Source organism: Clostridium sp. AM58-1XD (genome assembly GCF_003464085.1).
Lineage (GTDB): Bacteria > Bacillota > Clostridia > Lachnospirales > Lachnospiraceae > Lachnoclostridium_A.
This window is the reverse complement of the sequence record NZ_QSDR01000013.1, coordinates 54,742-67,140: the sequence shown is the minus strand read 5'-3', so window position 1 is coordinate 67,140 and position 12,399 is coordinate 54,742. Positions and strand designations below refer to the sequence as shown.

Annotated in this window: 8 protein-coding genes; 7 read left to right on the top strand and 1 reads right to left on the bottom strand. The window is 43.4% G+C overall.

The window, feature by feature from the left end; all coding sequences use genetic code 11:
* Positions 1-10: 10 nt before the first annotated feature.
* From DXA13_RS09690 to DXA13_RS09680, 3 genes are all read left to right on the top strand, one after another.
* Positions 11-1,339 carry a sodium:alanine symporter family protein gene (locus DXA13_RS09690; RefSeq protein ID WP_118243889.1) on the top strand — a complete coding sequence of 443 codons (1,329 nt, stop codon included), beginning with the start codon at positions 11-13 and terminating at the stop codon, positions 1,337-1,339.
* A gap of 115 nt (positions 1,340-1,454) precedes the next feature.
* A complete protein-coding gene (locus DXA13_RS09685) occupies positions 1,455-2,189 on the top strand; it encodes a DNA alkylation repair protein (RefSeq protein WP_118243887.1) in 735 nt (244 codons plus the stop codon).
* Positions 2,190-2,325: 136 nt separating this feature from the next.
* Entirely contained in the window at positions 2,326-3,249 is a 924-nt protein-coding gene (locus DXA13_RS09680; RefSeq protein WP_118243885.1) for a calcium/sodium antiporter, read from the top strand.
* A gap of 386 nt (positions 3,250-3,635) precedes the next feature.
* Here the strand turns inward: DXA13_RS09680 and DXA13_RS09675 are convergent, their stop codons facing one another.
* Entirely contained in the window at positions 3,636-5,903 is a 2,268-nt protein-coding gene (locus DXA13_RS09675; protein WP_118243883.1) for an EAL domain-containing protein, read from the bottom strand.
* Positions 5,904-6,177: 274 nt separating this feature from the next.
* On the opposite strand from DXA13_RS09675, the gene DXA13_RS09670 reads away from it, so the two are divergent.
* From DXA13_RS09670 to DXA13_RS09655, 4 genes are all read left to right on the top strand, one after another.
* Entirely contained in the window at positions 6,178-7,650 is a 1,473-nt protein-coding gene (locus tag DXA13_RS09670; protein ID WP_118243881.1) for a GntR family transcriptional regulator, read from the top strand.
* A gap of 97 nt (positions 7,651-7,747) precedes the next feature.
* Positions 7,748-8,659 (top strand): exopolyphosphatase, encoded by a 912-nt coding sequence (locus tag DXA13_RS09665; protein ID WP_118243878.1) that lies wholly within the window; start codon positions 7,748-7,750, stop codon positions 8,657-8,659.
* Between the two features lie 325 nt (positions 8,660-8,984).
* A complete protein-coding gene (locus tag DXA13_RS09660) occupies positions 8,985-10,793 on the top strand; it encodes a dynamin family protein (protein WP_118243875.1) in 1,809 nt (602 codons plus the stop codon).
* Positions 10,780-12,375, top strand: a complete 1,596-nt coding sequence (locus DXA13_RS09655) for a dynamin family protein (RefSeq protein WP_118243872.1) — start codon at positions 10,780-10,782, stop codon at positions 12,373-12,375. Before DXA13_RS09660 ends, DXA13_RS09655 begins: the two co-directional genes overlap by 14 nt.
* Positions 12,376-12,399: the final 24 nt, after the last annotated feature.

Genomic DNA, 12,399 nt, shown 5'->3' with positions numbered 1-12,399 from the left:
AAGTGATCAGATGACGCATCAGATACATGAAATTATTTGGGGACCGTGGCTGCTTTTGGCGTTTTTAGGGGTAGGAATTTACTACACGGTAAAAACGGGATTTTTTCAAATACGAAAAATCCGTTACTGGATGGGAGAGACTGCCGGAAGTATTGGAAAAACAGAAGAGGAGCACAAAGGGGTCAGCCAGTTTCAGTCTTCATGCACCGCCCTTGCTGCTACGATCGGTACCGGAAATATCGTTGGTGTTGCAACTGCCCTGACGGCGGGAGGGGCAGGAGCCATATTCTGGATGTGGGTGTCGGCTGTAATTGGGATGATGACCGCTTATGCAGAGACGTATCTCGGCATACATTACCGCTATAGAAAAAAAGACGGCAGTTATCTGTGCGGGCCTATGGTGTATTTGGACAGGGGGCTGAACCGTCCGGTTTTGGCAATGATCTACGGGTTCTGCTGTATAATGACAGCATTGGGAATGGGAAGCATGGTGCAGGCCAATTCTCTATCGGAAACAGCGGGGTATTCATTCGGCATCTCGCCGCTTGTCGCAGGAGCAGCGGCTACGATCGCAGTCTTTTTAATCATAAAAGGGGGAATCAGGCGGATTGCGGCAGCGTCTGAAAAAATTATGCCCGTTTCAGCGGGAATTTATTTTTTCTTTTCTATGGCCGTTATCCTTTCCTGCGTTTCAAAACTGCCCGATGTTTTTGCAGAAATATTCCGGTCTGCATTTGAACCGGCCGCCGTATTCGGAGGAACCGCAGGCTTTTGTATTAGCAGAAGTATTCAATACGGCATTTCAAGAGGCGTATTTTCCAACGAAGCAGGACTGGGTACTCTTGCTGTTTTACACGGCGCAGCAGAAAATACGACTCCGGAAAAACAGGGAATGTGGGCAATGTTCGAAGTATTTGTAGATACGATTGTCATCTGTACGCTGACAGCTCTGGTAATCCTTCTGATGACTGACGGAAAACCGGAAACAGCAGGAATTGACGGTGCCGCCCTGACGGCATGGTGTTTTTCAAAAAGGATGGGAAAGGCGGGAGAATACCTGGTGTCCCTCTCTATGACCGTATTTGCTTTTGCTACAATTATAGCATGGTATTATCTTGGTAAACAGGCCGTATCATATCTGGCGGAGCATCTGCATATTGGATGGAAGATAGCAGATGTTCTGTATACCGTTTTATATCTGAATGCAGTATTTCTGGGGTGCCTGTCCAGCCTGGAGGCAGTCTGGGAATTTGCAGATATTTGGAACGGCCTGCTGGCAATTCCCAACCTGTTTGCCCTTGTAGCATTGAGAAAGGTAGTCATGGGACTTGAAAGATAGGGATAAAACTGTCATGGTTCTGAAAGAAAAGAAATGACTGGACGTGAAATCGATGCTATAATTGGAACAGCTAAAAACACATGATAAATTTTATTAAACAGCGGAGGATTTTAAAATGACTACGGATGAGATTGTTAAAACGTTAAAATCATTAGCGTCTGAAAAATATAAAGCAAATGTGGTCAGAATGGGTATACCGGAAGAGTTCAGCATAGGCGTACCGACTGCAGACGTAAGAAAACTGGCAAAGCAGCTTAAGAAATCAAACGATCTGGCATTTGATCTGTGGAATACTGGTTATCATGAGGCCAGAATTCTGGCTGTTTTGCTATTTGATAAAAAAGAAATCGGAGCTTCTGATATTGAGCGTTTGATATCGGATGTCCAATCCTGGGATTTATGTGACCACTTATGTAAAAATTTAATTATAAAACGAAACGATTATGAAAACTATATTGTGGAATGGGCTGCATCATCGCAGACCTACAAGAAAAGAGCAGCATTTACCTTGATTGCTGCTGATGTAATCCATAATAAAAAAATATCGGAAGGCACCCTCGACGAATATTTAAAACTTATTTATGAAAATTCATCGGATGAACATGAACATATTAAAAAGGCAGTTTCATGGGCTTTGAGAGAAATAGGGAAAAAAGATTTTAAATATAATGAGAAGGCGCTTTTACTGGCGCACGATTTAATGGAAAACGGCAATAAGGCGCAGGTCTGGATTGCCAAAGATGCAGTAAAAGAACTGGAGAATACAGTCAAGGCAGAAGGAAGGGAACGGTTGATTTCTGCCAATACAAAAATGGGCAGTAATCCGCTTTCAAACGTACGTAAAGGCTGACCTGATTAAGGAATGGACGGCTGGCCGTTTATGGTATGGACAGGCCGTGGCCGCAGTATAAGAACCTGTAATTAGATAAAGATAATATCAGGAGAAGCTTGGAAACAGCGGATCAAACTGTAAAGGAGATAGATAAATGGTATATATTTGGTTAATCGTAGGATTTGTGCTGCTTATTAAAGGCGCAGATTACTTTGTGGAAGGCAGTTCTTCTGTTGCAAAATTACTTAGAATACCAAGCGTAATTATAGGCTTAACGGTAGTGGCTTTCGGAACAAGTGCACCGGAGGCGGCAGTCAGCATAACCGCAGCGGTTAATGGGAATAACGGTATTGCTGTGGGTAATGTAATCGGATCCAATATTTTTAACCTCCTCGTCGTAGTAGGAATTGGAAGCATGGTCAGACCGATTGCGGCAGATAAGAAGATTATGTACGGCGATTTCATTTACTCAATTGTAATTTCTGTGGTGCTTCTGGTGATGATCGCATTTGACCTTCAGACCGGCAGAGTGGACGGCCTGATTCTTTTAGGACTGTTTGTATATTTTATGTATTTCACCGTAAAGTCTGCTTTGAAAAACAGGATTTCGTCAGAAGAAAAGATTGATGCCCTCAGCCCGGTCAGAAGCACGCTGTATATTATTCTGGGGATGACGGCAATTATCATGGGAGGAAATCTTGTTGTGGACGGAGCTACTCAGATTGCAGAAACATTTGGATTGAGCCAGAACCTGATCGGTCTGACAATTGTGGCGATGGGAACGTCTCTTCCGGAACTGGTAACAAGCGTAGTAGCGGCATACAAAGGAGAAAACGGTCTGGCATTGGGAAATGCCATCGGTTCTAATATTTTTAATATATTGATGGTGCTTGCTGTATCATCTGTGATCAAACCAATTACGGTAAGCGTGGCTTCCGTATATGATCTCATCTGTCTGATCGTCTTCAGCCTGATTGCGTGGGTGATTACAAGGACATCCATGAAGGTTACGCGGGCAGAAGGTCTGCTGATGGTGGTAATGTATGCGGGATATATGACTTATATCATTGTAAGATAAGGAATAATAAGATAAAATGGGATTCGATCGATTAGATGAAGAAATTAGCTAAAAGTGAATGAAACCAGAAAATGGCTGCTACGAGGAGAGTAAATCACACCTGTAGCAGCCATCATTTTTATATCATTAAAAAGGGAGGAGAGCTGATATAAGGATATCAGCTCGAGTATTATGAAAAAAATCTTGTAACCTGTATGAAACAGCACTAACTGTTTACATTGATTAGTATAAGCAGAAAACATGAAGAAATCATGTTGATAATATGAAAGGTTTTTAAATTAATTTTAAACAAATTGTGAACAAAATATCAGACTATGCCATTCGGCAACGATCCCGGCTGGAGATTCGGATTTAAAATGTTTTTCCCATGGAAAATTAGAAGAACCTTATGGGAAAAGCTGTTCAAATATTGAAATTGGGACGGGTTTCGAAAAAATATATCCCTGGACCATATCACAGTCGATCCTGCGAAGACGATCCAGATGTTCCTGATTTTCAATTCCTTCAGCGACCGTCTGTACATCCAGACGCTTTGATAACTCGACCAAGCATGCGATGATATCCCACGCCCTGGTGCCGGATATGTTTAAGAAGAAGGAGCGGTCCAGCTTTATGGTATCAACATCAAATTCCTTCAGCAGGCCCAAAGATGAATAACCCGAACCAAAATCATCCAATGAGCACAGAAAGCCCAGGCGATGCATCTGCTGTATGCTTTTTTTGACAATATGAATCTGCTGATGATCGAAAAAGATGGATTCTGTCAATTCAAATTCGATATATCTACGGGGGATTTCGTACTTTTGTGCAATTGCGGCAAATGCTTCGAGGAAACCAGGGGTTCGGAAATGCTGTCTGGACAGATTAACAGAGATGGGAATCAGAGTTTTTCCATCCTGCTTCCATTTTTTCAGAAGGGAGCAGATCTCTGTAAATACATATAGGTCCAGACGGCATATTTTGCCGTTATTTTCAAAAAGAGGAATGAAATCGACCGGCGCAATCATTCCCTTATGAGGATGATTCCAGCGGACTAAAGCTTCTGCCCCTTGTGCAGTTCCGCTGATTAAACTCATTTTAGGCTGTAAATACACTTGGAAATCATGGTTTTCGATTGAGAGATCAAACATATCATTCAATTCATGCTCCATTTTCATCCGTTCTGTTATGCTGTCATTAAAAAAGGCACAGGCTTGAGCCACGCTGAAGTCCAGAGGCTGATAAGCCATTCTCGCGTGATCCTGAAGAAGGGTGATCTCCAGCTTTGGATCATCCACAAGACAGGCGCCCTGTTTAAAGGCTATGTGATAGACAGGAAGGTCGGTATCATGAAAGGCGTTGATATCTTCGATGATCTGATCCAGACGCATTTGGACAATGGAGGGATCGTGCTCTTTCAGGCAGAGAAAAAAATGATCAGATTCACTTCGGGCTGCGAATTCGTTATCGAGCAGGCAAATATGACGCTGTATTACGTGGTAAATATATGAAAGAAAGCGATTCGCCGCCTGAACCCCGAAATGCTCATTTATTAGTTTAAAACCGATTATGTTCAAAAGCACAATGGTATAAGTACCCGGAATCATATGCATGGATAATTCGTTGTATTTAACATGAAAAGCAGTGTTATTCAGTCCTTCTGTTATTGGATCGGTAAAAGCCATCCGTTCCAGTTGCTTCCTGTGGTCATTATAAAAACGGAAAATAGAATAAAGGAACAAAGAAAACAGCAAAATAGTAAAACCAATTATGACAAATGTCCTTATAATATATGGATCCGCACCTCCAGTGACGATATCGGCAGGAATGATGGTAAGAAGAAACCAGTCGTTGATACCCAGCGCATTATAGGATAAAACCAGCTGTTCATCGTAAATAGACGTGAATTTCAACGATCCGCTACGCTTCTCTGCGAGATCGTTCAGCATGTTTTGTATTTCTTTATTTACTTTAGAATCCTTATGGCTCTTAAAAATACTGTCCAACTGAAGAAAAGGTTTCAAATCTGTGGGAGAGATGATTACCTGGCCGCTGCCGTCTACAATACAGCTCAGCATATGACCATGAAACTGCTTGGATGATATCATTGCCTGAATGTTCTCTTTTTTTCTGGTACCTATCATAAGTTCGGGAATCTGGCTGTTCCGTCGGACTGGAGCAGAATAAAATATATGCTGCCCGTCTCTGTAGCCAGCCCGTATTTCGCCGCGAAATGATTCCGATACACCAGGGAGTTCCAGCAGGCTGGTTAATTCGTGCTCTGATAATTGAGAATCCTTATTGGAAGCCAGCAGATTTCCGTTTTGATCCATGATGATTAGTGTATCGAATTCAAGGAGCGCGGCCTTTCTCTTTAAAAACTCGGTTGTATCATCAGGATTTTCATGGAGATGAAACTGTGCAACAGTATCGGAAATTACTGCTAACTCATTCATTTTAGTTTTCATGGTATCTCCGATCTCATTTGCAGTCTGAGCTGTTACATCATGCAGATAGGATTTGGTACTCTGTTCGAGAGCAGTACGAAGGCCGGCAGCATTGTAGATTGAAAAGGTAAAGGCTGAAATAAGGACAGCAGAAAGAAGGACTGTCAAAGTCCATTTTTTGTAAAAAATCTTCTGATAGCCTGCCTGCCCGGTATTTAAGTGTGTCATTTTCCAAAAATCCCTCCCATAAAAATCATAAAGCGGCTTGATTCTGTTCTATTTTAAATCGACTGCAATGAACCAGTCAATCGTAAATTTGTGTACATTAGCATATAGTATTTGAGGAATTTATGATATAATATTCGCATAGCAAACATGATATCCGGATATACCGTTTTTAGCTTATGCAGCGGTGAGAATGGGGGATTAAATACGCCATGGATTCATTGTGGGGACCAGCCATGGCATCGAATGATATTGCCTGAATTGGGAGGGGACGGATATGGAAATAAAAAGAACATTGTTTGAATATTTATATGAAAATTTAAAAGAACAGATACTGAACGGATATCTGCAATATGGAGAAAAGCTCCCTTCTATGAGTCAGATCAGTGAGGTCTATCATGTTGGAATCAGAACGGTCAGAGAAGTACTCCATGCGCTAAAAGCAGAAGGACTGATCCTGACGGAAGAACGGCGGCCAGCTGTTGTGATTTACCGTTTGCCTGAAGAAGAGAAAAAAGAGTGGGTGGTTAAGGCGGTACTGGAAAGAAAAGAGTCGATCCTGGAAGTTTATGAAACCATGTATCTGTTAATGCCCATCCTGTTTGCGTTTTCTGCCAGCGTATGCAGCATAGAGACGCTGGAACGGTGCTTTTGCCAGCTGAGAAAAAGCAGCAGAAAACCGCTTGCGGTACGATGGAAGGCTTCTGCTTCGGCACTGCATGCATTGCTGGATGCTTCCGGAAACAGGATATTTAGGGATGTTTTTACCAGTCTGGAACTGGGCGCAAGAGTTCCGTTTTTTCTTGAGCACAGGAAAGCCGAATCCTTTACTGATTCTTATGAAATATATAAAGATCCTATGTGGATGTATGAGGCAGTGCGTACGGAGAATCCGGAAGAGATCCGCAGACGTTTCCGTACGATGTACCGTTCTGTTGCAGATGATGTTAAAATGTATTTAAATGAGATATCAGGCAAAGCCTCAAGTCCTGTAATCTATAAGAAGGAATGCTATTCCTGGAATGCGGAACGGTCCAGGGATCAGTATTATATGCAGATCGCCAGAGACCTGATTGACAGGATCGGGCTGGGGGAATATAAGGACGGCACCTTCCTGCCGTCAGAAAAGGTGCTTGCAGACCGTTATGGTGTTTCCGTCTCGACTATACGCAGAGCCATTTCACTCCTGAATAAAACAGGATTTTGCCGGACATATAATGTGAAAGGGACACAGGTGACCTTATTTAATCATACGGCTACGCAGCAATGCATGAAGGATAAAGAGCGCAAAGAGGATACCCTTATTTATCTGAGCGGACTTCAGCTGATGGCAATCGCAGTCCGGCCGGCTGCATGTATTGCTGCGGAACGGATTCTGCAGGGAGAGCTTGAGGAGATACAGGAGAAAGTCCAACGCTCTGAAACGATACCGCTGGCCGTACTGATCCGTGTGATAATCGACCATATTCCATTAAAGCCATATAAAATTATCTTGAAAGAAGTAAGCGAGATTCTTCACTGGGGATATTATTTTTCCTTTTTCAGTGAAGGGGCCCGCGGCGGCAATAAACTGAACAATATGAGCCTGGAGGCATTCGAGTATTTGCGCTCAGGCAGGAACGAAGAATTCGGTGACCAGATGTCTCTGTGCTACAGTCACATTTTGGAGATGGTTCGGGATCATATCGTGAATTATGGCCTTCCTGAAGCCGGCCGGCTGGCTGTTCCGGATTTGAATATATTTCAATAGAAAAGAAAATGAATCGATCTGTCCCGACGGGCGAATTCGTGTTATAATATTCTCATATGTATGATGTGCTGATAAAAAACATGAAGGAGCTGAAAACATGAGACTTGTAACACGTTCGGATTTTGATGGCCTTGTATGCGGAGCTTTGCTGAAAGAGGCGGGAATCATTGATCATTGGAAATTTGCCCATCCAAAGGACATACAGGATGGCCTGGTAGAGGTGACAGAAGATGACTGCCTTGCAAATGTACCATACGCAAAAGGCTGCGGGCTTTGGTTTGATCATCATTCCAGTGAGTTTGAGAGGCTGCAGCTGGAAGGAAAGTATAAGGGAGAAAGCAGAATTGCCCCATCCTGTGCCAGAATTATTTACGATTATTATGGAGGAAATGAACGATTTTCTCATTTTAATGAAATGATGGAAGCGGTGGACAAAGTGGACTCCGGGAATCTCACGATTGATGAGATACAGAATCCAGGCGGCTGGATATTAATTGGATTTCTGATGGATCCAAGAACGGGGCTGGGCCGCTGGAGAAACTTTACGATTTCGAATTATCAGCTGATGGAACGGCTGATAGATGCCTGCCGGACGATGAATACGGAAGAAATTTTGAACCTGCCGGACGTAAAAGAGCGGATTGAGATTTATTTTGAGCAGAATGAAAAATTTAAGGACATGATTGCAAAATATACCAGGACGGAAAAGGATGTTATTATTTCAGATTTGAGGGGTGTGGACCCGATCTATACCGGAAACCGGTTCTTGATATACAGCATGTATCCGGAACAGAACATTTCTGCCTGGATTGTAAACGGTAAAGGCGGAGCGGGATGTTCCGTAGCAGTTGGTTACAGCGTACTGAACAGGACATCGGATATCGATGTGGGCAGCCTGATGCTGAAATACGGCGGAGGCGGTCATAAAGCGGTTGGAACCTGCCAGTTCAGCGACGATACGATGGAGGAGCGCCTTCCAAAGCTCCTGTATGAATTGGTGAATCCATAAAATGTTAAAAATAAGGAGAGTACCAGGTAAAGTGTGACAGTAATAAGGCACATATTCCCGGGACTCTCTTTTGTTATGTTCACCAAAGTTAGAGGCAGGCCATGCGAGGCCCATAGAGATGATCTAATATGTGAAAGAATCAAAATTGCGTTATGACGTTGTATGAAAGACGCATATTTGTTATAATGACCTTATGCAAAATATACTATGATATATTGAAATAAAGAAGGCTGATTGTTATAATGGTTGAATATAAAGCAAAATAAAAAGATAAAATTGTAAAAAATTACTAAAATGTGGAGGCCTGTAACGGAGGCGGCGGGAAATGGCAATTGATTATAAGGATTATGACTTTCAGATATATGAATATCTGATTAAACTGCGCCAGGAACTGAAGGGAGAAAAATTTCTCCCTGAGATCGGAAAATGGCAGAACCGTGTAGAAGAGGAACGGGACAGAATTAAAACAAGAAGATTCCGTGTTGCGGTTGTTGGAGAATTCAAAAGGGGAAAAACAAGTTTTATCAATGCGCTGCTGGGCAGAGAAATTCTACCGGCGGATGCAAATCCTACTACAGCGACAATTAACCGCATTACATATGGTTCAGTTCCCAAAGCCTGCCTGCGCTATAAAGACGGCAGAGAGCAGGAGGTAGGAATTGAGAATTTATCTGATTATGTGACGAAGCTGACAGAAGAAGCGATGGGGAACGCGGCCCAGATTGAAGAGGCAGTGGTGGAGTATCCGTCTATTTTTTGCCAGAACTACGTGGATTTGATTGATACTCCTGGAATGAATGATGATGATGTTATGAATCAGGTGACAGTATCCCAACTGGAGAAAATTGATTTGGCTATCGTAGCAATATCTGCTAATCTGCCTTTTAGTGATACGGAAAGCAGTTTTATGGCACAGCTGGTGGAAAATTCGGAGATTTGCCAGATCGTAGTTGTGATCACTTATATCGATCTGGTCCGCAAGAGAGACAGGGAGCGCCTGATCACCTATCTGACAGAGAGGATTAAGGAAAAGGTTCTAGATAAGCTGAAAGAGACTCATGATGAAGGGGATCCTGTATTTGATAAATATGAGACGATTTTTCCGAAACTTGAGATTTTTGCCGTATCCTCGCTGGACGCGCTGGAGGCAAGGGAGTTCAATGATGATGAACGCTTTGAGGAGAGCGGGTTTAAAAGGCTGAACAGAAGACTGCCTCAGCTGATACTGAACAGCCAGAATAGCAGTTCTGTAATGAAGTCGATGAAGACAATCGAACAGACCGCTTCAAAGTATCGTAGTATGCTTCCAATTCTCCACACTTCGATTACCAACCAGATAAAATACATGGAAAATAAAAAAGCGGATTTTGCGAAATTAAGCTATGGCATGGCTGAAACCATGATGGATGAAGCGAGAGTAAAGATGTATGGAAAAGTGAATGACTTTTGTACGGTCAGAGAGAAAATAAAAAAAGATTTTATTTTACAGCTGTCTAAAATAAGGACTCTTGACGTCCTAACACTGGAAAATGCGCTGGTGCAGCAGATGGATGAAACACAAAAGTACGTGAATGACAGGATTAAAAGAGAATTGGATCCATGGCTGGACCAGTATTATGCAGAGCAGACAAGATATCTGTTGACTGATATATCCAGAGCGCTGCAGACTTTGCTTAGGCCTGAGGGGGAAATGTTCAGAGAAGTAAATGATCGGCTGGAACGTTTGCCTGATGAAAAAACCATATATCTAAAAGATGATAACGGCGTAATGTTTGAATGGACCTATTCTCCATTGCCGCCGAGAAACCAGCTTCTGAACAGTGACATTATTATGTGGATTGAACGGGCGGCTGATCAGTCGATGGAGGACTTCAACATCAGAAAAAAAGGGAAAATAGCAGGCAGACTGGAATACACGTGCGGAAAGGCAGGCGATAAACTGGAGGAAATAGTAGTCATTCTTTACAATCGGGCAAACGGACGTATCAGGGAATTACAGGCATGTGCAGATCATCTGGCAGGAAAGGAGCTGCGATTACAACTAGATCAGCTTTTGCAGGATAACGACCGCCTGAAAGTGAGGTTCGACGAGGAGATCAGGGGTGAAAGGAGAGATACAAATGGAGCATGGTAACGCAAGCTATACGAATTATCAGAACATGGTAGCCCAGGTTAATACGAGCATGGTGCAGATGGAGAAAATCTGCGGCAGAATGGAGCTGGATGAGAACAAGAAATCCCTGGAGAAGAGCAGGGAGAAACTGGCGGAGCATAAATTTGCCGTAGGAATTATGGGAGAATTCAAGAGGGGAAAGAGCACGGTAATCAATTCTATGCTGGAAAAGGAAATTATGCCTGCCGATATACTGCCATGTTCTGCTACGATGAACAGAGTGACTTATGATATGCAGCCACATGTAGAGCTTCTGATGAAAGATAACTCCATCAAGAATATATCCATAGATGATCTGGCCGGTTATGTAACGAAGCTGACGGGTGAAAATGAAGCGCGCGCTTCACAAGTGGAAGAGGCAGTGGTATATTATCCCTGCAGATTCTGCCAGAACGGCGTCGACATCGTCGACACGCCGGGACTGAATGATGACGAAAGAATGAACCGTGTTACGGAAGAGGTGATTCCCAAGCTGGATGCTGTGATCATGGTTATTACTCCTGACAATCCATTCAGTATGTCCGAAGCTGAATTTGTGCGCAGCAAGCTTATGGCCAGTGACCTGGGGCGTCTGATTTTTCTTGTTAATAAGATTGATACAATACGAAGGGCTGCAGACCGGGAACGTGTGGTACAGGGGATACGGGAAAAAATACAGAGAAGCGTGCTGGATAAAATGGCAGAGCTGTATGGAAAAGATTCTGAAAAATATAAGGATTCTGAATTTAAGATGGGAAACATTCGGATTTATCCATTTTCAGCGCTGGATGCTTTGGACGGGAAGATGACCGGCGACCAGAAGCTGATTGAAGAGAGCGGTACGCTGCCTTTCGAAGAGGCGCTGACTAAGATGCTGACCGAAGAGAGAGGCGCTCTGGAGCTTGGAACTCCGCTGAATCTGATTCAGCGCACGTCCCTGGAAGTGATAAAGGCTGCGGAAACACGGAAGAAAGCTCTCGAATTAGATGCTGAGGAATTTGAAAAACATCAGAAAGAGGCGCTGGCAAAGATAGGGGAAATGAGAAAGAAAAAACAGGAAGAAAAGCGGCGCCTTTCATCCAGTGCGACGAATGCAAAGAATAAGCTGATTCCCCAAGTCAGTCAGTTCTACTCGGAATTGGAGGCAAAACTGGCTGCAAAGCTGGAGAACACTCCGATTGATGTGACGACGCTGTCCAGCGATGGGGGAAAGAAAGCAGCGGCGGAAAAGCTGCAGAAAGCAGTTTCCGATGAAATGAGATCGTCGATGTCTCTTCTTTCCGAAAAGATCGAATTGCAGCTTCAGGATATCGTAGGAAAAGAGGCCGTTCGCCTGGGCGAGTTTACTCAGGAAATTTCTACACAGATGGACGCATTCCGAAACAGCATAACTGAAAATAGAAAAGGTCTAGACAAGACTAATTTAATAGGAACAGGAGTCGATGTGCTGACAGATTTCATGGGGATATATGGAATTGGCGGAATTGTTGCAGGATACAGGGAGGCGGGGGTAAAGGGCGCGCTTGCAGGGGGCGGCGTAGGGCTTGTAGCAACCTTACGGTAGCCGCGATTCTGGGTTCAATGTCGA

Coding starts and splice junctions, on each gene's coding strand:
- DXA13_RS09690 (WP_118243889.1), top strand. CDS start 11: ATGACGCATCAGATACATGAAATTATTTGGGGACCGTGGCTGCTTTTG.
- DXA13_RS09685 (WP_118243887.1), top strand. CDS start 1,455: ATGACTACGGATGAGATTGTTAAAACGTTAAAATCATTAGCGTCTGAA.
- DXA13_RS09680 (WP_118243885.1), top strand. CDS start 2,326: ATGGTATATATTTGGTTAATCGTAGGATTTGTGCTGCTTATTAAAGGC.
- DXA13_RS09675 (WP_118243883.1), bottom strand. CDS start 5,903: ATGACACACTTAAATACCGGGCAGGCAGGCTATCAGAAGATTTTTTAC.
- DXA13_RS09670 (WP_118243881.1), top strand. CDS start 6,178: ATGGAAATAAAAAGAACATTGTTTGAATATTTATATGAAAATTTAAAA.
- DXA13_RS09665 (WP_118243878.1), top strand. CDS start 7,748: ATGAGACTTGTAACACGTTCGGATTTTGATGGCCTTGTATGCGGAGCT.
- DXA13_RS09660 (WP_118243875.1), top strand. CDS start 8,985: ATGGCAATTGATTATAAGGATTATGACTTTCAGATATATGAATATCTG.
- DXA13_RS09655 (WP_118243872.1), top strand. CDS start 10,780: ATGGAGCATGGTAACGCAAGCTATACGAATTATCAGAACATGGTAGCC.